We start from the raw sequence: 24,537 nt of genomic DNA on the forward strand, positions 1-24,537 counted from the left end.
ACGACCCGATCTCGACCCAACTGGCATGCATCAATGCAGACGAGACTCATCTCGAATCGATTCGACCATGCAGATCCGTCGTCCTTCACCCCGACCCGACGGGTTGCGAGGGCCGGACGATATGACGCACCACCTTCAGCCTCGGTGTCGAGAGGAACTTCTGATGTCAGACCTGCCCGTGAGTCGTAGGCGCCTGCTCGTCTCCGCCGCGCTGACCGCCGGCTCGGCGGCCCTGGTCCCGACTGTGGGCGCCGGACGGGCCGCGGCCGTTGCGCCTCAGGTCACGCTGCCCGAGCGCGGGATCTACGACGCGACCGCGGCGACAGCCTGGACAGACGGGTTCCTCATCGGCAACGGCGAGTACGGTGCCGTCCTCTACGGGACGCCGGCCCTCGAGAAGGTGATCTTCAATCACCACCGCTTCGTGATGCCCAACGGCAGCCGGGGTGTGACCCCGCCGGTAATCTCCGGGCGGCTGGCCGGCGTGCGGGACAAGGCGCTGGCCGGGAACTACAGCGGAGCCAACACGGACTTCGCGGCCGGCTGGAGCCTGCGCTGGACCCAGACCTACCACCCCGGCTTCGAGTTGCAGATCAGCACTCCCGGTATGACCACGGCCAACGGTTACGCCCGGATCACCGACTTCCGGACCGGGGAGGTCACCTCCACCTGGACCGACGGCAACGGCACCTGGACTCGCCGCGCCTTCGCCTCCCGAGCTGACAACGTCGTCGTACACGAACTGACTCCGGCATCCGGCCGATCGATCGACGCGACGCTGAGCGCCAACACGTCCCTCGCGGGCGTCCCCGGCTCGGTCCGTTTCACCACCCAGGCCAGCGTCATTGACGGCTCCGGCTACCTGAACCTGCGCGGCGCCTACCCGTCCGGGCAGGGCGCGTTCGGCTTCGAGGGCGTCACCCGGGTCGTCGCCACCGGTGGCACGGTTGCCGCGAACGGGTCGACCATCGTCGTCACTGCGGCAACCAGGCTTCTCCTGCTGACCAAACTCGACCGTTACGAGTCGTCCACCGCCTGGGACAGCAGGCCGTTGCACGCGGCGCTGGCCGCAGTCCGCGCCGACTATGCCGAGTTGCGGGCCCGGCACGTCACCCTGCACTCGGCGATGTACGACCGCTCCCGCCTGGACCTGAACGTCTCCGCCGCCGACCGGCAACTGTCGACCACCCAGCTGATCGCCCGGCAGAACGCCAACCGCACCACCATCGACGTGGCCCTGCTGGAACGCCTCTACGACAGCGGCCGTTACCTGTTCATCAGCTCCAGCGGCGTGCTGCCGCCGCGGTTGACCGGAATCTGGGCCGGCACCTGGAACGGCGCCTGGGCCGACGATTTCACCACCGACGCCAACATCAACCTGCAGGTCGCAGGCGGCAACATTCTCGACCTCACCGACGCCATGCAGGGCTACTTCAACCTGATCCTCGGTCAGCTCGCCCACTGGCGCACGAACGCTCGCAACCTGTACGGCGCCCGCGGCTTCCTGGCGCCATCGCGGACCGACGGCGAGTACGGCTACATGCTGCACTTCGACCCCGGCTTCCCCGGCCAGTGCTGGACCGGTGGCGCGGACTGGCTGCTCTATCCGCTGCTGGAGTACTACCAGGTCACCGGGGACCGGATGTTTCTGACCGAGAAGCTGGGACCGGCGCTGATGGAGCTGGCGCTGTTCTACGAGGACTTCCTGACCCGCACCGACTCGGCCGGCCGCGTGGTGTTCGTACCGTCGTTCTCGATGGAGAACTCGCCGGCCAACACGAACGTCCTGCTGGCGATCAACGCCACCGGCGACATCCAGGCCGGCAGACACGCCCTGCGGGTGGCTGTCGAGGCTGCCAACGCGCTCGGTATCGAACAGGGCGCCGGCCAGGGCGTGGCACGCTGGACAGCCCTGCTGGCGAAGCTGCCGTCGTACACCGTCAACGGCAGCGGCGCCCTCGCCGAATGGTCCTGGCCGGGACTCACGGACCGCTACAACCATCGGCACGTCCATCACCTGTACGGCGCGTGGCCCCTGCACGAGATCAATCCCGAGGAGGCGCCCGCCCTGGTCACCGCCGCGCTCAAGGCCCTGGCGCTACGCGGTGACGAGAACACCTCGGCCCACGGCAGCCTGCATCGGGCCCTCGCCTCCGCTCGGCTGAAGGACGCCGCCGGCGTCTACGGCAACCTCCGGAAGATCGTCGGCAACAACATGATCTTCCGGTCGTTGATGACAGCACACAACCCGAACCTGGAGACCTACAACGCCGATGCGGCCAACACACTGCCGGCCGTGCTCAGCGAAGCACTCGTGTACACCAGGCCCGGCGTCATCGAGCTGCTGCCCGCCCTGCCCGGCCAACTCGCCAGGGGCACCATCACCGGGGTCCGCGGCCGCAACCAGGTCCGCATTCACAGCCTCTCCTGGGACCTGCCTGGTCGGTCGGTAACCGTGGCACTCACCTCGACGATCACCCAGGCGATCACCCTCCTCAGCCGGCGCGGGATGGCATCCATCACCACCTCCGCGACGGTCGCCCCCTCCCCGCTCGGCCCGCACGCCCGGGTGATCTCGTTGACGGCCGGGCAACAGACACAGGTTGTCGTAAGTCTGCCAGCGGCGGCCGGCGGCGTCGTTCGACTGGTCAACCGGCGCAGCGCAAAGGTGCTGGACGTCAACGGCGGCTCCACCGCCGACGGGGCAGCTGTCGTCCAGTGGCCGTGGACTGGCGCCGCCAACCAGCAGTGGCGACTACTGCCCAACAGCGATGGCTCATTCCGGCTGTCCGGTGTCAAGAGCGGGAAGGTCCTGGACAGCCCAGGTGGCTCGGGCCAGGGCGCGGCACTCGTGCAGTGGGCCGACAACGGCGGACGTAACCAGTGGTGGAATCTCGTCCCGGCGACGACCAGCGGGTACTACCGGTTCGTCAACGTGGGCAATGGCTGGTGTGTCGGGATCGAAGGCGGCTCCACCGCGGACGGCGCCAGGGCGGTCCAGCAACCGGTCAGCAGTGAGATCAGCCAGGAGTGGCAGCTCCTTGACGCCTGAGGCAGGAGGGCACACGTCGGGACAACAGCATCGCATCTGGTCCCACAGCAACACATTGACCATATTCAATCAATCGGTCTAACGTGCGACGTCTGACGAATGTTGGACGCCGTGACACCCTCGAAGGAATCAGGCGATGTCCTCGTCAACGTTGCGCTTCTCCTGCCCTGCGATCGTCTCGACCGGGGCGGCTGGGGCCGCTGCCGCGTCGCTCGGCTGCATGAAGGAGACAAGATGTCTGAAGTGACACGAAGGAAACTCCTCGGAGCCGGGGCGGCCGGGGCTGGGGCCATGCTGCTGCCGGCGGGTTGGACCGCAGCCGCGCGGGCCGATTCGGTCGCACCCCCACACGTGCTGGCAGCCGACGACATGGCGTTGTGGTACGACGAGCCGGCGGGTACGGATTGGTTACGGGCTCTGCCGATCGGCAACGGCCGGTTGGGCGCGATGGTGTTCGGGAATGTCGACACCGAGCGGCTGCAACTCAACGAGGACACCGTGTGGGCCGGCGGCCCGTACGACTCGGCCAACACCCGCGGTGCGGCCAACCTGGCGGAGATTCGGCGGCGGGTTTTCGCTGATCAGTGGACGCAGGCGCAGGATCTGATCAACCAGACCATGCTGGGCAGTCCGGTCGGGCAGTTGGCCTACCAGCCGGTCGGTGACCTGCGGCTCGCTCTTGGCAGTGCCAGCGGGGCGTCGCAGTACCAGCGGACCCTCGATCTGACCACGGCCACCACTACCACCAGCTACCTGCTCAACGGGGTGCGGTTTCAGCGTGAGGTGTTCGCCAGCGCACCGGACCAGGTGATCGTGATCCGGCTGACCGCCGACCGGGCAAACGCGATCACCTTCACCGCCACGTTCGGCAGCCCGCAACGGACGACCGTGTCCAGCCCGGACGCCGCCACGATCGGCCTCGACGGTGTCTCCGACAACATGGAGGGCATCAACGGCCAGGTGCGGTTCCTTGCCCTGGCCAATGCCGCCGTGAGCGGTGGCACGGTCAGCAGCTCCGGTGGCACGCTGCGGGTCTCCGGCGCGACAAGCGTCACCCTGTTGGTGTCGATCGGTTCCAGTTACGTCAACTACCGGACCGTCAACGGCGACTACCAGGGCATCGCGCGGCGGCACCTCGACGCGGCCCGCACCGTCGGCTTCGACCAGTTGCGCGGGCGGCATGTGGCCGACTACCAGGCGTTGTTCAACCGGGTGTCGATCGATCTGGGACGCACGACGGCGGCCGACCAAACCACCGACGTACGGATCGCGCAGCACGCGAGCGTCAACGATCCGCAATTCTCCGCGCTGCTGTTCCAGTACGGTCGCTACCTGCTGATCTCCTCCTCACGGCCGGGCAGCCAGCCGGCGAACCTGCAGGGGATCTGGAATGATCAGATGGCTCCCTCCTGGGATTCGAAGTTCACCATCAACGCGAACCTGCCGATGAACTACTGGCCGGCCGACACCACCAACCTGGCCGAGTGTTACCTGCCGGTCTTCGACATGATCAAAGATCTGACGGTGACCGGTGCCCGCACTGCTCAGGTGCAGTACGGCGCGGGGGGTTGGGTCACCCACCACAACACCGACGCGTGGCGCGGCTCGTCGGTGGTCGACGAAGCCCTGTGGGGAATGTGGCAAACCGGCGGCGCCTGGCTGGCCACCCTGATCTGGGACCACTACCAGTTCACCGGAGACGTCGAGTTCCTGCGCGCCAACTACCCGGCCATGAAGGGCGCTGCCCAGTTCTTCCTCGACACGCTGGTCAGCCACCCGACGCTCGGCTACCTCGTCACCAATCCGTCAAACTCGCCCGAACTGCGTCACCACACGAACGCCAGCGTCTGCGCGGGGCCGACGATGGACAACCAGATCCTGCGTGACCTGTTCAATGGCGTCGCACGGGCCGCCGAAGTCCTCAATGTGGATGCCAACTACCGCGCCCAGGTATTGACTGCCCGGGACCGGCTGCCGCCGACGCGTGTCGGGTCCCGCGGCAACATCCAGGAATGGCTCGCCGACTGGGTGGAGACCGAACGGGCCCACCGGCACGTCTCCCACCTGTACGGGCTACACCCCAGCAACCAGATCACCAAACGCGGCACACCACAACTGCACCAGGCGGCACGACAGACCCTGGAACTGCGCGGCGACGACGGCACCGGCTGGTCACTCGCCTGGAAGATCAACTATTGGGCGCGACTCGAAGACGCCACCCGCTCCCACAAGCTCCTCCGCGACCTGGTACGCACCGACCGGCTCGCGCCGAACATGTTTGACCTGCACCCGCCCTTCCAGATCGACGGCAACTTCGGTGCCACCTCCGGCATCGCCGAAATGCTGCTCCACAGCCACGCCGGCGAACTGCACCTCCTGCCCGCGCTACCATCCGCCTGGCCAACCGGGCAGGTCACCGGCCTCCGCGGCCGCGGCGGATACACCGTCGGTGCCGCTTGGAGCAGCAGCCGAGTCGAACTCGTCGTCACTCCCGACCGCGCCGGACCCGTCCGCGTTCGCAACCGGATCTTCGCCGGCACCTTCGAACTGCGCGACGAGACGAGCGGCAGCGCCGTCCAGCCGACACGGATCGAGGCCGATCTTGTGGAGTTCACCGGGCAGGCCGGCCACACCTACCGCGCATCCGGGGTCAACTCGGGGCCGGTCGAGGTTGGTGCGTACTACCGGCTCGTGGTCCAGCACAGCGGCAAGGCCGCCGACATCAACGGCGCGTCCACCGCCGCCGGCGGGTTGCTGATCCAGTGGCAGAGCTCCAGCGGACAGAACCAGCAGTTCGAGTTCGTGTCGGCGGACGGGGGCCACTTCCGGATCAGGGCGCGGCACAGCGGCCTGTTCCTGCAGGCCGCCAACAACAGCACCGGCGCCGACATCACCCAGCAACCCGATGCATCCAACGCCGCCAGCCAGCAATGGCGGGTCGACGACCAGGGCGGCGGGGTGGTCAGACTCATCAACCGGCAAAGCGGCCTGGCAATGGACGTGTGGCAGGCTTCGACCGCCGACGGTGCCCGCATCTCCCAGTGGACACCCGGCACCGGTGCCAACCAGCGATTCCAACTTCAACGAATCTGACGACCTGGGGTATGGGCGGTGGCACGACGATGAGCGCGTGTCACCGCGGTTGACGGGCCTGCCCCGTTCCGTGATTGACCACCTGGTCACCGAGGCGGCACCGCGACGGCGGGCACAGCACCATGACCGGTTCGCCGCGCGGACCTGCCGTCGCCGGATCGGAGCAGACGCGTGCCGATCCTCGCCGACGCCGGCTACCAGGGCCTCGGCACCTCCCGCGTACGCAAGGGCTCGCCCGCAACCCGCGGACCACCACCATCCAGCGCGGCGCGCTCGCCCAGGACCCCGCAGCGGACGTGCGTGCCGCGCTGGTGCTCGCGGTCGAGCTGGCCGCGGCGGACCTGCGCCGCATGGTCGAGGACCGCTCGGCGCGGATGCGGATGGCGCCGCCGCCGTCACCCGCCCACGCGGCCCGGCCCTGGCCCCGGGTGCCCGAGGACCTTCGCCCCACTGCCGCCCGGCGCGGCCCTGAGTGTTCCAGGAGCCGCGACACTGCGGTCGGGGCCGCCTCAGCGGTCGGTGCCGCACAGCGCCGCGTCGACGCTCCCGTTCACCTTCGTGAGCATCTGCTCGGAGGTCGGCAGGCCGGTCACGGCCACGACGGCGGCCCGGCCGTCCAGGGTGACCAGGTTGCGGGTCTCGAAGCCCTGGATGTCGCCGCCGTGGCCCCAGGCGTAGCCGCCGCAGGGCAGCTCGTGGCGGGCGACGCCCAGCCCGTACTCGAAGTCCCCGGCCGGCTCGAAGCCGGGGGCGGGCACGGTCTTGGTCATGGCCGCCTGCTGCGCGGGCCGGAGCAGCTTGCCGGCGAGGAGCGCCTCGAAGAAGGTGCGCAGCTCGTCCGGGGTGGACACCAGTTGCCCGGCGGCCCAGCCCAGGGACGGGTCCATGTCGGTGACGTCCACCCACGGGGCGCCCGGAGCCACCGCCACGTAGCCACGCGGATGGATGCCCCGCAGGCGCTGCTCCCCGACCCCCGGCCAGTAGGTGTGGTGCAGGCCGAGCGGCGTGATGACGCGGTTGGTGATCTCCTCGCCGATCGGGCGTTCGGTGACCCGTTCGACGATGAGCCCGGCGAGGACGTAGTTGGTGTTGCTGTACTCCCACGTGGTCCCGGGGGCGAAGTGCGGGGCGGCCGTGAGCGCGGCGTCCACCAGCCGGCGCGGCTCGTGGTACGAGTGGCTCTTGTCGACCAGGTCCTCGGCCCTGGTGAACAGCACGTCGTCGTAGTCGGGCAGGCCGCTGGTCTGCTGGAGCAGGTGGCGTACGGTGATCTTGCGACCGTCGTTGCCGCGGCCGCGCACGACGCCTGGCAGGTAGCGCTCGACCGGGGCGTCCAGGTCGATGCGGCCCTCACCCACCAGTTGCAGGACGACCACGGCGGTGAAGGTCTTGGTGTTGCTGCCGATGCGGACCTGGCCGTCGCGGGGCACCGGGCGGTGCGTCCGGAGATCGCCGGTCCCGGCGGTGTAGTCGCGGACCCGCCCGTCGGCCCCCCGCACGGAGGCGAGCGCGCCGGGGAAGCCGCCCTCGCCGACCAGGCGGTCCAGTTGCCGCTGGACGGCGTCCTTCGGGCCGACGTGCCCGCCGGTCCCGGTGCCGGCGAACGCGGAAGGGCCGGTGAGGGCCGTGCCGGCGACGACGGCGGCCAGCACGCCGGCCACCCCCCGCACGGTCCGACGGCTGCTGGTGGAACGGCGCACTGTCCGGGGCATGATGGCTCCTCGATGTCGGTGACGCTGGACACCGACCATGTTTCGGCAACCGCCGGGCGGGGGCGATCCCGCCAGCCGCCGTCCTGCGGTACAGCCTGCGCTACCCGTGCAGGTCGGCGGCCCCGGTGCCCTCGGGGCGACCACGGCCCGGTCGGTCCGCCGGCCGGCGGGCGGGCCCCGGGGCCACGGTGGGCGGGCACACCTGGGACACCTGCCGGGCTCCCATGGGGCACCGGTCGACCAGTGTGTCGTGCTCGGGCAGCAGCACGGTGTGGCCGGCGAGAACGGTCTCCGAGTGCCAGTGGGGCTGGTCGGTGGCGAACTGGTACGCCTGCGCGCAGGCTGGTCGGCTGGTGAACTCCGGAGCCGTCGGTGGTGGTCTACCCGGGTGGCGGCGCGGTCGATCCCCGGATCCGTAGTGACGGGCTGATGACGATCCGGTGGGTGGGGCGGTCGGGGTCGACGAGCCGGTCGGCGACGAGACGCACGGCAGCCCGTCCGATCGAGCGTCGCGGCGGTCGGACCGCGGTCAGCGGGGGGCTGAAGAGCCCGGCGACCTCGTCGTCGTACGCCACGATGGAGAGGTCGCCGGGAACGGAGAGGTGCCGCTCCTCGCAATGCTGTACCAGCGCGATGGCCTCGGCGTCGGCGTGCACCAGCAGCGCCGTCGTCCCGGTCGCCCGGCACCGGTCGAGGACGTCGTTGAGTACGGTGTCCCGCTCCGGTGACCGCGCGTCGGGCACCACGGCCACCACCGTCGCGTCCGGGTCGAGGCCGCACCCGGTCGTGGCGTCGAACCAGCCGCGTCGCACGTGCTGGCTGGTGGGGCTGTTGGCGTCGAGCACCAGGCCGACCTTGCGGTGTCCGAGCGAGGTGAGGTGGCGTACCGCCATGGCCGCACCGAGCGCGTGGTCGGTGACCACCGACTCCATGACCGCGTGGTGGCTGCCCACCGTGGCGGTGCGTTCCAGCAGGACGACCGGGACGCCGACCCGGTCGAGCCACTCGATGGTGCGCTCGGCGTTCGGCGCGTCCATGCTCGGCGCGATGATGAGCGCGTCGACGCCCATCCGTTCCACGAGGCGGACCAGTTGCGGCTGGTCGTCGTCGGTGTCGTAGGAGGAGCCGCGCAGCACCACGCGCATGTCGAGCTCGCGGGCGGCACTCTCGACGCCGCGAGCCACGTCCGGCCAGTAGTAGTCCAACGAGGGCACGAGCATGCCGAGGGCGCGCCCGACCAGCGGGTCCAGGCCGGTGACAGGTGCCTCGTCTGCTGCCGGGGCATCGTCGGGCAGGATCAGGGCGACCCCACCGTGGACGCGGCGCACCAAACCCTCGGTGGCCAGTTCCGCGATGTCGCGCCGGATGGTGACCGGCGCGGCGCCCAGCGCGTGGGACAGGTCGGAGATGCGCATCGCGCCGTCCCGTTGCAGGGCTGCCAACAGTTGCTGGCGGCGGGCGACCTGAAGCGGTCCTCGGGAGCCCTCCGCCGTGGCGGCGACGGGACTGTCCTTGGTCATGGGCGACCTCCGGGGGCCGCGTGGTGCGGCGAGCGCTCTTGCGGGGTACGGACGGGTTCGCCGGCCGGGTCGAACGCGGTGACATCGGTCGCGAGCCGGATCAGCTGATCTCCCCATCCGTCGGAGAGCAGAGGAGCCGTGCTCCGTCGGGAAGTCGCGGCGCACGGTGCCGGACCCGGCTGCCGGCCGAGGTCGAGCCGGCCGACGCCGCCCAGCGCGGCGGCCACGGCGCGGCCGTGGCCGAGCCGTGTCTGACCGGGGACGAGCAGGTGGACGTGGGGCGGCGAGGTCGTCTGGCCCGGGCCGGGATCCCGGGTGCCGTCCGGTGACGCGGGCAGTTGTGCCGGTGGTTCCGTCCGGTGACCGGGCCACGCCGCAGCCAGCGGGTCTGCGAAGCGGCCTGCGGCGGTCATGACCCCTCGGACGGTGGAGCGGATGCGAACGATTGTGATCGTATCAGATCACTTAGCGCATCCAGGCGGTGTCGTGTGCTCTCCCGATCGATCATGTCCACATCGGTGTGAGAAGGGCATTGACTTGCTCTGATGTGAGCGTTTTACTTCGGAAACCCGGCGGATGTCTGTACGTCACATTCATGGGCAACGCCCCGCTCGCGACATGTCACGGAGACGGCTCGATGCGACAGGACCTCGGATGACGTTCGGGACGGCCGGCCGGCCGGCACCGGGGAAGAACCCGGCTGCCCCTGCCGCCGCGACCTGGCACCGGGACGACTGGTTGGTCCTCGCCGACCGGATGCTCGCCGCCGCCCGGCCGTTCGCGTCGCCCGGCCACGCCCTCGTCACCTTTCCCGGGCCGGAGGGCGGTTACGGGCGGGCCGTCGACGGCCTGGAGGGGTTCGCCCGCACCTTCCTGCTGGCCGGCTTCCGCATCGCGGGCGCCCGGGGAGTGGGCGTGGACGAGCTCGTGGACCGGTACGCGACCGGCATCGCCGCCGGCACCGACCCGAGCTCCCCGGACCGCTGGGTGCGCCTGGACGAGCACCCCCAGGCGAAGGTGGAGGCCGCCTCCATCGCGCTGGTCCTGGACCTGACCGGCCCATGGATCTGGGACCGGTTGCCGTCCGCGGTGCGGGAGCGGGTGGTGGACTATCTGCGCCCGGCGGTCGGCGACGACACGTACCCACGGATCAACTGGGTCTGGTTCCGGCTGGTCGTCCAGACGTTCCTGCGCTCGGTCGGCGGGCCGCACTCGCTCGACGAGATGGCCGAGGACCTGCGCACGCACGACGGCTTCACCCGCGGGGGCGGCTGGATGTCCGACGGGCCACACCGCGCCTACGACCACTACGTGGGCTGGGCCCTACACCTGTATCCGACGCTGTGGGCACGGATGGCCGGCGCCGCGGGCCTGGCCGAGCAGCGCCGCGAACGGGACCTGGCCGGCCTCGACCGCTTCCTGGGTGACGCGGTCGCCCTGGTGGGTGCCGACGGATCACCGTTGATCCAGGGACGAAGCCTGATCTACCGCTTCGCCGCGGCAGCGCCGTTCTGGGTCGGGGCCATCGCCGGCGTGCCCTCGGTCAGCCCCGGCCAGTTGCGCCGCGCGGCCACCCGCATCGTGCGCCACTTCGTCGCCAACGGCGCCCCGGACGAACGCGGCCTGCTCACCCTCGGCTGGCACGGGCCGTGGCCGCGACTGGCGCAGTCGTACTCCGGGCCGGGATCGCCGTACTGGGCCAGCAAGGGTCTGCTCGGCATCGCGCTGCCCGCCGACCATCCGGTCTGGACGACCCCCGAAGAGCCGCTCCCGGTCGAGGAACGGGACACGGTGCGGGCGATACCCGCGCCGGGCTGGCTGGTCTCCGGCACCCGCGCCGACGGGATCGTCCGCGTCGTCAACCACGGCACCGACCACGCCGTCGAGGGTGCCACCGGCGGAGACTCCCCGCTCTACGCCCGGCTGGGCTACTCCACCGCCACCAGCCCCGTCCTCGACGACAGCGGCTGGGTCAACCCGCTCGACCAGTCCGTCACCCTCGTCGACGACGCGGGTCGGGTCACCCACCGCACCGGCATGCGCCTGCTGACCGTGCACGTCGACACCGACGGCGTCGGGGTGGCCGGATCGCGTGCCCTCGTCCACTGGCTCGACCCGGATCCCGACCAGCGCGATCACGGCGGCGGCCGCCGGGGCCGGTCCCGACCGGCCGGGCACCTCACGGTGTACTCGCTGGTGCGCGGCCCCTGGGAACTGCGGCTGACCCGCGTGGACGACCTCGCCGACGGTGTCGAGGCGGCTGCGCTGCGGCTACGGATCGGCGGCTGGGCCGTCGCCGGGAACGCGACGGCGACCGTGAGCGACCGGGTGACGGTCGTGACCGGGGCCGGCCGGACCAGCAGGCTCGAAAGCGTCCACGGCGGCGCGACGGCCGGTACCGCCACTGTTGCGCACGGCGGGCCGCTGGCCGGCGACCTGGTCGTGCCCTGGCTGGACCACCCCGTCCGGCCGGGCGCCTGGGTCGTCGCCCTCATCGAGCTGTCCACGGTGCCGGCAGCCACGGCCGGGCAGGCATGCCGGGTCGTGGCCGACGAGGACGCCGAAGGCCTCCACCTGGCAGTCGACTGGCCCGACGGGATCAGCACGTCGACCCGGCTGGACACCGAGCATGCCGGGCCCACCCGGCCTGGTAGCAGTGCGGGCCCGTCTGGGCCCCTGACCTGAAGGAGAAAGGGATGAAGCGCGCGATACCTGCCGTCATCAGCGCCGCGACGGCCCTGACGCTTGTTCTCGCCGGTTGCGGCGGCGGAGACGAGCCAGTCGACCCCAACGCCCCCGTGACGATCACCCTGGCCGGCTGGAGCCTGTCGTCCACGCCCGAGTTCAAGACGCTCGCCGACGGCTTCAAGGCGACCCACCCGAACGTGACGGTGGAGCTCAAGGAGTACGCCCCCGGCAACGACTACGACACCCAGATGATCACCGACCTGGCCGCCGGCACCGCTCCGGACGTCTACGTGATGAAGAACCTCAGGAACTTCTACACGTACCAGAGCGGTGGTCAGCTGCTCGACGTCTCCGACGCCACCTCCGGTCTCGGCTCGGGTCCGGCGCTCGCGTCGTTCCAGGTGGACGGCAAGGCGTACGCGGTGCCGTACCGGCAGGACTCGTGGGTGCTGTTCTACAACAAGGACCTGTTCGCGAAGGCGAAGGTGACGCCGCCGGACGGCAGCTGGACCTGGGACGACTACACCGACGCGACGAAGCGGCTGCACACCGGGCTGAAGGCGGCCGGCTCGAAGGCGACCGGCGCCTACCAGCACACCTTCCAGTCGACGGTGCAGGGATTCGCGCTCGCCCAGACCCCCGGCGCGGACCTGCTCTCCGGGGACTTCGGCTACCTGAAGCCGTACTACGAGCGGTCGCTGGACCTGCAGGCGGCCGGCGCGCAGCCGACCTTCGGCACCGCGAAGACCAACAAACTCACCTACCAGGCGCAGTTCGGCAAGCAGCAGGCGGCGCTGCTGCCGATGGGCACCTGGTACGTGGCCACGCTGCTCAACCAGCAGAAGAGCGGTGACGCCGACAAGTTCCCGTGGGGGATCGCCCCGGCGCCGCAGTTCGACAAGTCCACCACCGGCACCTCCGCCACACCGGTCACCTTCGGCGACCCGACCGGCCTGGGGATCAACCCGAAGATCAGCAAGTCCAAGACCGCCGCGGCCAAGGCCTTCCTCCAGTACGCGGCCGGCCCGGATGCCGGCAAGGCGCTGGCCGGGATCGGCATCACCCCGGCCCAGGTCACCGACGCGGTCACCGCGACGCTGTTCGGGTTGGACGGCGTACCGCAGGACGAGCTGTCGAAGTTCGCCTACACCAAGCACACGATCAAGCCGGAGAACCCGGTGTCGAAGCACACCGCCGGTCTGCAGAATCTCCTCAACGAGACGCATTCGACGATCCTGTCCAACAGCAAGGGCGTCGACGCGGCGCTGGCCGAGGCGCAGACCCGCGCCAAGAACGAGGTCCTCAACCAGTGAGCTCACGGCGGGCCCGGCGCGCCTGAGCCGCCTGCCGGACCCGCCGCCACGCCGAACGACCCCCGGAGACTCCCTATGGCAACACTGCCGCGCACGCGACCCAGGAACCGGCGTCTGGTGTGGCGCAACACGGTCGCCGGTTGGTCGTTCATCCTGCCCAACTTCATCGGCTTCGCCGTGCTCACCCTGCTACCCGTCGCGGTGCTGTTCTACGTGGCCTTCACCAGCTGGAACGTCTTCGGGGTGGCCGAGTGGACCGGCACCGCCAACTTCCGGCGGATGTGGGGTGACGCGAGCTTCTGGACCGCGCTGCGCAACACCGTCTACTACACGGCCTTCCACATCCCGTTGACCCTCGTGGCCGCACTCGGGCTGGCGCTGCTGCTCAACCGCAAACTGCGCGGCGTGCGGTTCTTCCGTACCGTCGCCTTCTTCCCCTACGTCACCTCGATCGTGGCGATCGCGATCGTGTGGAACCAACTGTTCAGTCCGGAGTACGGGCCGATCAACGCGCTCCTGCGCGCCGTGGGGGTGGACGACCCGCCGGGCTGGACCACGTCGTCGACCTGGTCGATGCCGGCGGTCATCATCGTCGGCACCTGGCGCTACATGGGCTACTACATGCTGCTGTTCCTGGCCGGCCTGCAGACCATCCCGGCCCAGCTCTACGAGGCCGCCCAGACCGACGGCGCTTCGGCGTGGCAGCGGTTCGTGCACGTGACCATCCCCGGCCTGCGGCACACCACCTTCTTCGTCACCGTGCTGCTCACCATCGAGAGTTTCAAGGTCTTCGACCTCATCCTCCTGATGACCGGCGGCGGGCCGGGCCAGTCCACACTGGTGCTCTCGCAGTACATCTACCAGAAGGGCTTCGAGGAGAACCAGTTCGGCTACGCCTCGGCGGTCTCCATCGTCCTGTTCGCCATCTGCTTCGGCATCACGGTCATCCAGTTCATGGTCAACAAGCGAGGGAACAGCTGATGACCGCGACCGACCTCTCCATGCCCCCGCCGGCCGTCGCCGCGCCCGGCGATCCCGGGAAACCCGCTCGGCGTGGCGGGTTCCGGGGTTGGCGGCTCCTCGGGTACGCCGCCCTCGTGCTCGCGGCGGTCGGGCTGCTGCTGCCGTTCTACTGGATGGTGGTGGCGTCGTTGAAGACCAACAACGACGTCTTCACCATCCCGATCACCTGGCTGCCCGATCCCGTGGTGTGGCGGAACTACCTCGACATCTGGCAGCGCTCGGACATGACGACGTGGCTGCGCAACACCCTGCTGCTGTCGGTGGTCGTCACCTTCCTCCAGGTCCTCACCGGCAGCTTCGCCGCCTACGGCTTCGCCCGGGTCCGCTTCCCCGGCCGCAACATGCTCTTCCTGGCGTACGTCGGGACGATCGCGGTGCCCTGGCAGTCGTACATGATCCCGCAGTTCATCCTCATGTCGAAGCTGCAGCTGTCGAACACCCTGTGGTCGATCGTCGCGCTACAGGCGTTCGGCGCGTTCGGCGTGTTCCTGATGAAGCAGTTCTACGAGACGGTCCCCGAGGAACTCAGCGAGTCGGCGCGGGTCGACGGGCTCAGCGAGTTCGGCATCTACCGACGGATCATGCTGCCGTTGTCCCGGCCGGCGCTCGCCAGCCTGGCCCTGCTGACGTTCGTGACCACCTGGAACGACTACCTCGGCCCGCTGATCTACCTGCGCAGTCCGGAACTGCGCACCGTCCAGTTGGGGTTGAACACCTTCATCTCCCAGTACAACGCCGAGTACGCGCTGATCATGACCGGCTCCGTGCTGTCCGTGCTGCCCGTCGCGGTCATCTTCCTGCTCGGCCAACGCCACTTCATCGAGGGCATCGCCACGACCGGACTGAAGGGGTGAGGCCGATGCGATCGCGCCACCACACCATCGCCGCCGTCTTCGACGGGATCCACGTAGCGCTCGTCACCAACCTGCTGCTGGTGCTCGGTTGCCTGCCCCTGGTGACCCTGGCGTTCACCACCGACGCGGCGCGCTCCTGGCCGCTCTACGCGCTGACCGCCCCGCTCTGCGCGCCCGGACTCTGTGCGGCCTTCGCGGTCATGTCCGCCTACTCCACGGGCGACTCCGGCGGCGTGCTGCGCACCTACGGTCGCGCCTGGCGGGCCACCGCCCGGCCGGCGATGCTCTGGACGGCGGCAGCCATGGCGGCCCTGGTCGTGCTCGCCGTCGACGCCCGCGCCGCGTGGGGCCACCGGGTCGGGGCACTCGCCCTGCCGGTACTGGCGACCCTGATCGTCCTCACCGTGGCGACCACGCTGCTCGGGTTGGTGACCGTCGCCGAGCGACCCACCGCGCCGCTGCGCGACGTGGCCCGTGCCTGCGGATTTCTGGCGGTGCGCCGGTGGTACCTCACCGTTGCGTCTCTGCTCGTGCTCGCGCTGCTCGTCCAGCTCCTGGCGGCCCGCCCCGCGCTCGCCCTCGGCCTCGCCGCCGCGCCGCTGCTCTACGTCGTCTGGGCCAACAGCCGCTTCACCCTGCGGGCCGTCCTCGACCCACCGACGGCCGCAGCCCAGCGCACCTGACCACCACGTTCCGGCCACCGAGCGGGGACGTCGATGACACACCTGCCCGGCACCGGACCGGACCCACGAGGGAGAACAGCATCCATGACGGCAACCAACGTCCGTCCCCACTCCGACGCAGAGGCCGTGGCGGCTGCGGTGGCCGCGGCGATACGCACCATCGACGCGAACATCGCCACCTTCGGCGACCGGTACCCCGCGGACACCACCGACGCCAACCGCTACCCGCTCCGACCACCGGGCGTCGGCCAACCGGAGGGCGCCAACGTCGGCTGGACCACCAGCTTCTGGCCCGGCATGCTCTGGTTGGCGTACGACCTGACCGGTGACGACCGTCACCTGCGGGCCGCCCTGTCCCACGTGGACAGTTTCGCGTCGCGAGTGAACCACGGCATCGACCTCGGCACCCACGACCTCGGGTTCCTCTACACCCTCGCCTGCGTCAACCCGGCCCGCCGTACCGGTGACCCGCAGGCCCGGGGCGCGGCGCTCGCCGCCGCCGACCACCTGATGACGCGCGTGCTCGAACCCGCCGGAATCATCCAGGCCTGGGGCGACCTCGACGATCCACGCCAACGCGGCCGCACCATCATCGACAGCCTCATGAACACGCCGCTGCTCTTCTGGGCCAGCTACACCACCGGCGACGACCGCTACGCCGCCGCGGCCCGCCGGCACACCGCCCAACTGCGCCAGCACATCCTGCGCCCGGACGGCACCACCTTCCACACCTTCTACTGGGATCCGGACAGCGGTGTGCCGCTGCGCGGCGAAACCGAACAGGGCCACGCCGACAACTCCTGCTGGGCCCGCGGGCAGGCCTGGGGCATCTACGGGTTCAGCCTCAACCACCGGCACATCGGCGATCCCGCGCTGCTCGTCGCCGCGAGCGCCTGCGCCGACCGTTTCCTCGCCCACCTGCCCGCCGACCGCGTCGCGTACTGGGACCTGGAGTTCGGCGACGGCAGCGGCCAGGAACGGGACAGTTCCGCCGCGGCCATCGCCGTCTGCGGCCTGTACGAACTCGCGGACAACCTCACCGACACGGCCAGCGCCGGCCGGTACCGCACCGCCGCCGCCGAGATCCTGCGTTCGCTCATCGACCACTACTCCACCGGTGGCCAGCCGGTCTCGAACGCGCTGATCCTGCACGGCGTCTACGACAAACCCAAGGGTGTCGGCGTCGACGAGGGAACCCTGTGGGGCGACTACTTCTACCTGGAAGCCCTCACCCGCGCCACCATCCCGGGCTGGACCAGCCCCTGGTGATCACCGCGACCGACCCGCACTGCCCCGCATCCCACGAAAGGTGACCATGGACTACCGCTACCACTGCGCCATTCCCGCCGCCGTCGGCCGGAACACGCTGCCCTTCAACCCCTGTCGGCTGTTGGACTTCACCCTGCTGCGGCTGTCGGCTGGCGAGTCCTGGACCGGCGAGTCCGGTGACCGGGAGATCCTGGCCGTCATCCTCGGTGGCACCGCCGACTTCACCGTCGCCGGCCACCACTTCCCGCAGGTCGGCCGACGCCCGGACGTGTTCTCCGGCAAACCGCACTCGGTCTACCTCCCGGCCGGTTCCTCGATCACCGTGGAGGCCGTCACCGACGTGGAGGTCGCCCTCCCCAGCGCCCCCAGCGATCTGGCCACCGACCCCTACGTCATCGTGCCGGAGCAGGTCGCGACCGGCCGCTGGGGGGCAGCCAACTTCGGCCGCAACTACCACCAGATCCTCACCGAGATCGCCCAACCGGACCTGCCCGCCCGCCGGCTCATCGTCGGTGAGACCTACACGCCCTCGGGCAACTGGAGCACCTACCCGCCACACCGGCACCGGGTCGACGACCTGCCCGCCGAGGCCGCACACGAGGAGATGTACTACTACCGCGTCAACCCGGCGGACGGGTTCGGTATCAGCCGGGTCTACACCGACGACGGGTACGAGGAGAACGTCACCATCCGCGAGCACGTGATGCAGATGATGCCCGAGGGCTACCACACCGTGGTCAGCGCGCCCGGTTACACGACCTACTTCCTGTGGTTCCTGGCCGGCACGCAACGCACCCAGGGTGCCCGCGAAGATGCCGATCTCGCCTGGGTGGGTCGGACCGTGCCGACCCTGCGCAGCCTGGGCCTGTAGCGACGGTCCTGGGCGCCTTCTCACCTCGACGGCCGCGTCGCGATGGTCACCATCGACAACCGTGGGATGGGCCAGACCATCGCGACCAGGCCGGCGCTGACCTCGCCCGGTGCGGCGGACCGACTCGGCACGCACGGCGACCACACCGACGCTCCGGGCATCGACCGGGTCGGTGCCGACTCTGCGCCCTCGTCCATGCGCGCCAGCGCCCAGGCGAGCATGGACTGGTAGGCGTCGCCGACCTGCGCCGCTGACGCGAGTTGGCATCGGCGGCGGCATGACCATGCGAGGTGCCCCGCGGGTGCGGGGAGAATCGGGAAGCCGGTGTGAATCCGGCACGGGCCCGCCGCGGTGACCGGGGAGCGACCGTCCATGCGCGAGGAGCGCAGCCACTGGCCGTAGGGCTGGGAAGGCGGACGGGCTGGCATCGATCCGGGAGTCCGAAGACCGGCCTCGCGTCGACCGCCCACCCGTCGGGGGTGGGCCGAGCGCAGCGGGAGCCTGCCTGTGGAACTCTACGATGCCATCCATCGCCGCCGGGACGTGCGGGCCCAGTTCACCGGGGGGCCGGTGCCGGCCGACACCCTGCACCGGATCCTCGACGCCGCGCACGCCGCGCCCAGCGTCGGCTACTCGCAGCCGTGGGACTTCGTCCTGGTCCGTGACCCCGCCGTCCGTCGCCGGTTCCACCGGCACGTGCAGGCCGAGCGGGTCAGGTTCGCCGCCACCCTGGACGGCGCGGCGGCCGAACGGTTCGCGCGTATCAAGATCGACGGGGTGCGGGAGTCGACGCTGTCGGTCGTCGTCACGTACGACCCGGAGCGCGGGGGCCCGGCCGTGCTCGGGCGGCACGCGATCGCCGACGCCGGCCTCTACTCGGTCTGCCTGGCCATCCAGAACCTCTGGCTCGCCGCCACCGAGACCCATCCCGGCCGCAGCACGGCTGAGGGACCTCGCGGGCGCGATTCCCTGAGTGGCGACGGTCGCTGCCCGCGCAGTTCGCTGGTGGCTTCGGGGGCCGAAGGTCCCGCGAGGTGCGGCATGGTGGCACTGCTCCTCGACACGGATTCTCGGTGGCATAGGGGTGCAACAACGACGAGGAAGGACGTGGACGCGATGACCGTCGTCCAGCACCCCACCAACGAACAGGGCCAGATCACCACCGAGCGCGGCGGCGCGATGGTGACCATCGGCGCGACCGGCGCCACGATCACCGAGACGACCAGGAACAGGGCCACCCGGTACGCGCTCGCTGGTCTGCGTCTGGCGCTGGGCTGGGTGTTTCTGTGGGCGTTCATCGACAAGCTCTTCGGTCTTGGTCTTGCCACCCCCGACAAGGGTGCCTGGATCAACGGCGGCAGCCCGACCAAGGGCTTCCTCGGCAACGCGGTGGCCGGCCCCTTCGAGGGGATCTACCACAGCATCGCCGGTGCGGCCTGGGCCGACTGGCTCTTCATGATCGGCTTGGCGGCGATCGGGACCGCGTTGATCCTCGGTGTGGGCATGCGCCTGGCCGCTGCCGCCGGCGGCCTGCTGCTCGTGCTGATGTGGACCGCGGTACTGCCTCCGGAGAACAACCCCTTCATGGACGACCACCTGATCTACGTCGGGGTGCTGGGTCTGCTCGCCCTCACGGCCGCCGGTGACACCCTCGGGTTCGGCGGGATGTGGGGCAGGCTTCCCATCGTCCGCCGCCTGCCCTGGCTCAAGTGACCGACAGCCACACCGGCGGCGGTGGCGGCACCGACAAAATGATGCCGCCATCGCCGTATCAGAACAGCCGGAAGACCACCATGACCAACTGCCGCCCGGATGGGTGATGGCCTGGTTCCGAGGCAGGCCGCCGCGCGATCAGCGTTCCGAGTCAGGCAGCCGTGCGATCAGCGGGAATCCAGGTGGTCCCTCACAGATACTGGCCGATCGCAGGCGGTGTGTCCTGGTCGCCGAACTCAGTCGGCAGATCCTCTGCCAGCAGCCTCCGCACGACCTCCGCTGGCGCGTCGGTCAGCTCGATGATCCGCGTCGCCTGCTTGGCGATGGTCGCCTCCAGCAGGTTGCGTACGGTGCGGCCGTTGCCGAACGACGGCCCTCGGGAAAGGCGGGCCAGCGTCGCTCGTACCCGGTCCCGTACGTTGTCAGCGAGCTGATAGCCGGCGTCGTCGGCGAGGACGGTGAAGATCTGCACCAGTTCGTCGAGGTCGTAGTCGGGGAACTCGAGGATCTTCGGGAAACGAGATGCCAGTCCGCTGTTCGACTCGAGGAACCGCCGCATCTCACGGTCGTAGCCGGCTGCGATCACCACCAGGTCGTCGCGATGGTCCTCCATCAGCTTGAGCAGCGTGGCGATCGCCTCGTGGCCGAAGTCCTTCGGCGAGTCGGACATCGACAACGAGTACGCCTCGTCGATGAAGAGCACGCCCCCGAGCGCCCGTTCGAACGCCGCGTGGACGCGCGGGCCGGTCTGCCCGATGTACGGGCCGATCAGGTCGGTCCGGGTCACCTCGACCAGATGGCCGGAGCCGAGCAACCCGAGGTCGGCGTAGATCCGGGCGATCATCCGGGCCACTGTGGTCTTCGCCGTGCCCGGGTTGCCGACGAACACCAGGTGCCGGGATCCTCCCCCCACCGCCAGCCCGGCCCGGGTCCGCAGGCTCTCGGCCCGAGCCTCCGCGACCAGCAGGCGCACCTGCGCCTTGACGTCGCGTAGGCCGATGAGCGCGTCCAGCTCGACCAGCGGGTCGCCGCTGCGGGCGGGCGCGAGCACGATGGACGCCGGTGCGGTGATGTCCTCCACCCGCAGCTCGGTGAGCTGCTCGACCGTGGGGGTCGCCGACCGGCTGATCCGCATCGCCTGGTGCGACGCGGACTCGTCGACGAGGTTGCGGACCACCCAGGCGTTGTCGAAGCCGGCGGCGCGCGGCATCCGCGTGACCAGGCTCCGGACCCGGTCGAGCACGCCGTCGGCGGGCGTGAACCCCGACGCGCCGGCCTCCAGCGCGAAGAGCCGCACCAACTCGTCATCGGTGAAGTCGACGAAGTTGAAGGTGTTCGGGAACCGCGCCGCCAGGCCGGCCTCGCTGGACAGGAACTCCGCGACGTTCCTGGGATGGCCGGCGATGATGACCACCAGGTCCTCGCGGTGCTCCTCGACCATCCTGGTCAGCGTGGCAACGGCCTCGCGCGAGGCGGGGCTCTCCTGGATCGCCCGACCCACGTTGATCATCAAGATGCCACCGCGCGCGTTGAGCACGGCAGCTGTCACCTTGGCGCCGTTGAGCAGCTCTGCCCTGGCGACCTCGACCAGGTGGCCGGAGGTCAGCACGCCGTACCCGGCGTAGATCTGGCCGATGATCGTGGCGATGGTGGTCTTTCCGGTACCCGGATTTCCGGCGAACACCAGGTGCCGCCGGTTGCGGGCCGGTGGTAGACCGGACTCGCGGCGTAGCGCCTCGATTCTGGCCTCGGCACTCAGCCGAGCGACGCGTTGTTTGACCGGGGACAACCCGACCATGCCGTCGAGGAGGCCCACGGCAACCTGCTCCGGGTGCTCGCTCGGAGCGACGCCGGAGAGGGCCGGCCGGGGTGGGGCGGGCCGCGCCAGTCTCGGGGCATCGCCGAGGGCGGATACGAGCGGGTTGACGACGGCGGGCCGCGGCTGACCGAGCGCTCGCAGGCTACGCAGGTATCGCAGGCAGAAGAAGAGCCCGCTCGTCACGTCCTTGTGCGGGCCCGGCCAGCCGTTCAGCGCGGTGGCGCAGCTCCACTCCAGTCCTACCCAGATGCGCGCGGTCTCCGCCTCGCCCCCGATGATCGCGCGGTCCAACCACGGGAACACTCCGTTGGCCCAGGCATCGTAGTCGAAGCGGGACCTGAGCCTGTCGAACGCGCGGAGGATGGCGTGGTAACCGTCCGGGCCCAGCCCGGTTGTGGCGATGACTGTGGGCACCGGCTTGCCGAGCTTCAGCAGCATGGCGGCGACCAACTCGTCGAAGTCGCCGGCCTCGGCGCCCACCGCGTCCACCAAGCGCTGGTGACTGGCGCGCAGGCCGGTCAGGGCCCAGGAGAGGTAGTCGGCTGGTCCGGCGTAGTCGGGCAGGGCGGCGCGTTCGGCATCGCTGAGCAGGTCCGACCGCCACCGGGCGGCGAGTTGCCGCCTCGATCCGGTCCGGTGCTGCTCCCGCAGCGCGGGATCGTCGGCGATCCGGGCGTACAGCGCGGCCAGTGCCTGCCCGCGGTCCGCGAACGGGGGTGCCTCGACGAGCACCCCGAGACAGTCGCGGTAGTAGCGCAGGATGCGGTCGCGGCGCTCGGGGCTGTCGGAGTCCGCGAAGAGGCGGCCGGGCGTTGCGGGCATGACCTGGGTCTGCCAGGTGACTTCCGGGTCCGTCGTCGGATTGAGCGGTGCCTGCAGGTGGTCGGCCACCAGGAGATCGCCGAGTCGCCACAGCGAACCCGACACACTTGTGGACGCGCCGAGCGCGCCCTGCGCCAGCCACTTCACCTCCTCGACCGCCATCGATGTGCCGGGCCTGAGTCGTGCCGCCCGGGCGGGCAGGTCGGTGAGCCCCTCGCGCGAGGCGACGGCCATCAGTCGGGCGCGGGTCTCCTCGAGCCACCCCTTCGGCGGCACCCACGGGCTGGTCGGCCCGAACACGTTGAGGTGCGGCGATCCGGTCAGCAGCGGCACCAGATCGTCGGGCAGGTCGATCCGGCCACTGGTCGGTCGCGATTCGACCGGCGCGGGGGCGGGCCTGCTCGGCGATCGCGCCTGGCCGTGGTCCCGGTTCTGCCTCCGGAGCGCGGTCAGCAGCAGGTCGCCCGCGCCGATCTCCACCTGCCCGGAGTCGGAGATGCGGGCCTGGCCGGAGCAGATCAGCCGGGCGATACGGGCGAAGAAGTCCGCCACCGATGCCGCGACGACAGCACGGAAGCCGTCATTCGCACCGACGTTGATCACCTGGCCTACGGTGCCGCCGGGCTCGGGTGCCAGGTCTACCGCGAAGCCGTTGCCGCCCCCATCCGTGGTGAACCGGACCCACCCGGGCTTGCGGTAGTTGGCCGACACCGCGGCCGGGGTCAGCGTGGTGACCGGCTCGTGGCGGTCGCCAGTGTCATCCGATCCGGCCGGGACACCCGCCCACGACCGGCGAGCCGCGATGACCTGCTCGATGCTGAGGAACTCGTTGTCCAGCAACGGCCCGCCACCGATCACGGCGTACACCTCGGCCAGCCCGGGGGGAAGATCCTCCCCGAAAGCGGCACGGTAGCCGGCGAGCTGCCGCGCGGTGGCGGGCGGGGCGAACCTGACCCGGGAGGGGTCCGGTCGGCCGTGGAAGGCGATGAGTATCGACAGATACTTATCTACCTCTGACATCCAGGTTCCTCCGATCCCCGGCGCAGCCTACCGTGGGCCGTCGAGTCGCCTCGTCCATGTGCGAGCCGTGACGGACGTACGCCAGCACGGTGCGGGCGTGCGCGGCGGCGGTGCCGGTGTCGCCCGGCGAGCGTCACCTGGCGGCAGTGGGCGCTGTCCGGCCGCTGTTCGGGATCTCGCCCGGGTCTGACCGGGGTGTGGGCCGAGGCGGCGGGAGCGGCAGGTTCTCCCGCGGTGCTCCGGTGACCCATCTCCGCGGGCACCCCGGCGGGGGAGGCGGCCACCGGGGGTCGCACGGGACACCGTTCCCGTACGCGACAAGAGGTGAGGAAAAACCCCCTTGCCGCTCTTGTGGCGATTCCCGTTCGATAAGCTCAGTTACGGCGTTTTATAACTTTTTCGGACATGGGGGATGCATGAGGAAGAGACTTCTTGCCGCTGGCCTGACCGGCCTCGCACTGGTCGCCGGCCTGGCCACGCCGGCGCAGGCCGCAGACACCGGCACCACCACCGTCACCTTCACCGTGACCGGTGCGGGTGGCCTCGACATCACCGTCCCGGCGAACGTGAACCTCGGCTCCGGGACGGCTGGCGCGACGGTGTCCGGACAGTTGGGGCCGGTCACGGTGATCGATCAGCGGGCGTCGCTGACCCCGAACTGGGTCGCCACCGTCAGCGGGTCGGACTTCACCACAGGTGGCGCCACTTCCGAGGAGACGATCCCGTCCATCAACGTGACCTACTGGTCCGGCCCTGCCACGTCCACCGCAGGCACCGGGACCTTCACGCCCGGCCAGCCGACCGCCGGTGACGCGGTGATCATCAACGTCCCGCGGACCGCGTTCAGCCACACCGGTGGGACCGGCAGCAACTTCGCGATCTGGAATCCCACTGTCTCGGTCGCCATCCCGTCCGCCGCGGTGGGTGGCACGTACACCGGGACGGTGACACATTCGGTGCTCTGACCGCCCTCGCCGGCTGGTGCTGCTGGCCTCCGTCGCCATCCTGGCGATTGGGGGGCCGCCGGCACCAGCCGGCGCGCAACCAGTGTCGTTACCGGACCCGGCCGGCGGGGCCGACGGGTT

At 70.3% G+C, this 24,537-nt stretch carries 15 protein-coding genes, 1 pseudogene and 1 riboswitch; of the genes and pseudogenes, 13 read left to right on the forward strand and 3 right to left on the reverse strand.

Features of this window, described 5'->3' with window-relative positions; all coding sequences use genetic code 11:
* Positions 1–178 precede the first annotated feature (178 nt).
* The gene (locus ACQP1S_RS12080) at positions 179–3,052 is read left to right on the forward strand and encodes a glycosyl hydrolase family 95 catalytic domain-containing protein (protein ID WP_432906258.1); all 2,874 of its coding nucleotides are present in this window, start codon (positions 179–181) and stop codon (positions 3,050–3,052) included.
* A gap of 234 nt (positions 3,053–3,286) precedes the next feature.
* On the forward strand, positions 3,287–6,145 hold the full coding sequence (locus ACQP1S_RS12085) for a glycosyl hydrolase family 95 catalytic domain-containing protein (protein WP_432907979.1): 2,859 nt from the start codon (positions 3,287–3,289) through the stop codon (positions 6,143–6,145).
* A 509-nt stretch (positions 6,146–6,654) separates the two neighbouring features.
* Here the strand turns inward: ACQP1S_RS12085 and ACQP1S_RS12090 are convergent.
* Both ACQP1S_RS12090 and ACQP1S_RS12095 read right to left on the reverse strand, forming a co-directional pair.
* Positions 6,655–7,857 (reverse strand): serine hydrolase domain-containing protein, encoded by a 1,203-nt coding sequence (locus ACQP1S_RS12090; protein ID WP_432906261.1) that lies wholly within the window; start codon positions 7,855–7,857, stop codon positions 6,655–6,657.
* Positions 7,858–8,237: 380 nt separating this feature from the next.
* Positions 8,238–9,377 carry a substrate-binding domain-containing protein gene (locus ACQP1S_RS12095; RefSeq protein WP_432906264.1) on the reverse strand — a complete coding sequence of 380 codons (1,140 nt, stop codon included), beginning with the start codon at positions 9,375–9,377 and terminating at the stop codon, positions 8,238–8,240.
* Positions 9,378–10,031: 654 nt separating this feature from the next.
* On the opposite strand from ACQP1S_RS12095, the gene ACQP1S_RS12100 reads away from it, so the two are divergent.
* From ACQP1S_RS12100 to ACQP1S_RS12145, 10 genes and pseudogenes are all read left to right on the forward strand, one after another.
* Positions 10,032–12,062 carry a DUF2264 domain-containing protein gene (locus ACQP1S_RS12100; RefSeq protein WP_432906267.1) on the forward strand — a complete coding sequence of 677 codons (2,031 nt, stop codon included), beginning with the start codon at positions 10,032–10,034 and terminating at the stop codon, positions 12,060–12,062.
* Between the two features lie 11 nt (positions 12,063–12,073).
* Positions 12,074–13,378 (forward strand): ABC transporter substrate-binding protein, encoded by a 1,305-nt coding sequence (locus ACQP1S_RS12105; protein ID WP_432906270.1) that lies wholly within the window; start codon positions 12,074–12,076, stop codon positions 13,376–13,378.
* A 117-nt stretch (positions 13,379–13,495) separates the two neighbouring features.
* Positions 13,496–14,359 (forward strand): carbohydrate ABC transporter permease, encoded by an 864-nt coding sequence (locus ACQP1S_RS12110; protein WP_432906273.1) that lies wholly within the window; start codon positions 13,496–13,498, stop codon positions 14,357–14,359.
* The gene (locus ACQP1S_RS12115) at positions 14,359–15,255 is read left to right on the forward strand and encodes a carbohydrate ABC transporter permease (protein ID WP_432906275.1); all 897 of its coding nucleotides are present in this window, start codon (positions 14,359–14,361) and stop codon (positions 15,253–15,255) included. Before ACQP1S_RS12110 ends, ACQP1S_RS12115 begins: the two co-directional genes overlap by 1 nt.
* A 5-nt stretch (positions 15,256–15,260) precedes the next feature.
* On the forward strand, positions 15,261–15,938 hold the full coding sequence (locus ACQP1S_RS12120; RefSeq protein ID WP_091254730.1) for a hypothetical protein: 678 nt from the start codon (positions 15,261–15,263) through the stop codon (positions 15,936–15,938).
* A gap of 84 nt (positions 15,939–16,022) precedes the next feature.
* Complete coding sequence (locus ACQP1S_RS12125) at positions 16,023–17,207, forward strand: glycoside hydrolase family 88 protein (protein ID WP_432906279.1); 1,185 nt, start codon at positions 16,023–16,025, stop codon at positions 17,205–17,207.
* Positions 17,208–17,253: 46 nt separating this feature from the next.
* Positions 17,254–18,078 carry a 5-deoxy-glucuronate isomerase gene (iolB, locus tag ACQP1S_RS12130; protein ID WP_432907980.1) on the forward strand — a complete coding sequence of 275 codons (825 nt, stop codon included), beginning with the start codon at positions 17,254–17,256 and terminating at the stop codon, positions 18,076–18,078.
* Between the two features lie 66 nt (positions 18,079–18,144).
* On the forward strand, positions 18,145–18,309 hold the full coding sequence (locus ACQP1S_RS12135) for a hypothetical protein (protein WP_432906282.1): 165 nt from the start codon (positions 18,145–18,147) through the stop codon (positions 18,307–18,309).
* A gap of 40 nt (positions 18,310–18,349) precedes the next feature.
* Positions 18,350–18,548: riboswitch (cobalamin riboswitch) on the forward strand.
* 37 nt (positions 18,549–18,585) lie between these two features.
* A pseudogene (locus ACQP1S_RS12140) lies at positions 18,586–18,996 on the forward strand (nitroreductase family protein); the annotation flags it as partial.
* A gap of 198 nt (positions 18,997–19,194) precedes the next feature.
* A complete protein-coding gene (locus tag ACQP1S_RS12145) occupies positions 19,195–19,791 on the forward strand; it encodes a hypothetical protein (protein ID WP_432907982.1) in 597 nt (198 codons plus the stop codon).
* 190 nt (positions 19,792–19,981) lie between these two features.
* On the opposite strand, the gene ACQP1S_RS12150 is transcribed toward ACQP1S_RS12145, so the two are convergent.
* Positions 19,982–23,452: an AAA family ATPase gene (locus ACQP1S_RS12150; protein WP_432906285.1), complete on the reverse strand. Its 3,471-nt coding sequence runs from the start codon at positions 23,450–23,452 to the stop codon at positions 19,982–19,984.
* Positions 23,453–23,868: 416 nt separating this feature from the next.
* Here ACQP1S_RS12150 and ACQP1S_RS12155 point away from each other — a divergent pair, with 416 nt between their 5' ends.
* On the forward strand, positions 23,869–24,417 hold the full coding sequence (locus ACQP1S_RS12155) for a hypothetical protein (RefSeq protein WP_091254712.1): 549 nt from the start codon (positions 23,869–23,871) through the stop codon (positions 24,415–24,417).
* Positions 24,418–24,537 lie beyond the last annotated feature (120 nt).

It is taken from the genome of Micromonospora matsumotoense, from assembly GCF_050951065.1.
Lineage (GTDB): Bacteria > Actinomycetota > Actinomycetes > Mycobacteriales > Micromonosporaceae > Micromonospora > Micromonospora matsumotoensis.

Bases quoted from the DNA above. Each gene is read 5' to 3' on its own strand.
- ACQP1S_RS12105 (WP_432906270.1), top strand. From the start codon at position 12,074: ATGAAGCGCGCGATACCTGCCGTCATCAGCGCCGCGACGGCCCTGACG.
- ACQP1S_RS12090 (WP_432906261.1), bottom strand. From the start codon at position 7,857: ATGCCCCGGACAGTGCGCCGTTCCACCAGCAGCCGTCGGACCGTGCGG.
- ACQP1S_RS12100 (WP_432906267.1), top strand. From the start codon at position 10,032: ATGACGTTCGGGACGGCCGGCCGGCCGGCACCGGGGAAGAACCCGGCT.
- ACQP1S_RS12115 (WP_432906275.1), top strand. From the start codon at position 14,359: ATGACCGCGACCGACCTCTCCATGCCCCCGCCGGCCGTCGCCGCGCCC.
- ACQP1S_RS12120 (WP_091254730.1), top strand. From the start codon at position 15,261: ATGCGATCGCGCCACCACACCATCGCCGCCGTCTTCGACGGGATCCAC.
- iolB (WP_432907980.1), top strand. From the start codon at position 17,254: ATGGACTACCGCTACCACTGCGCCATTCCCGCCGCCGTCGGCCGGAAC.
- ACQP1S_RS12155 (WP_091254712.1), top strand. From the start codon at position 23,869: ATGAGGAAGAGACTTCTTGCCGCTGGCCTGACCGGCCTCGCACTGGTC.
- ACQP1S_RS12125 (WP_432906279.1), top strand. From the start codon at position 16,023: ATGACGGCAACCAACGTCCGTCCCCACTCCGACGCAGAGGCCGTGGCG.
- ACQP1S_RS12095 (WP_432906264.1), bottom strand. From the start codon at position 9,377: ATGACCAAGGACAGTCCCGTCGCCGCCACGGCGGAGGGCTCCCGAGGA.
- ACQP1S_RS12085 (WP_432907979.1), top strand. From the start codon at position 3,287: ATGTCTGAAGTGACACGAAGGAAACTCCTCGGAGCCGGGGCGGCCGGG.
- ACQP1S_RS12145 (WP_432907982.1), top strand. From the start codon at position 19,195: ATGACCGTCGTCCAGCACCCCACCAACGAACAGGGCCAGATCACCACC.
- ACQP1S_RS12135 (WP_432906282.1), top strand. From the start codon at position 18,145: ATGGGCCAGACCATCGCGACCAGGCCGGCGCTGACCTCGCCCGGTGCG.
- ACQP1S_RS12150 (WP_432906285.1), bottom strand. From the start codon at position 23,452: ATGTCAGAGGTAGATAAGTATCTGTCGATACTCATCGCCTTCCACGGC.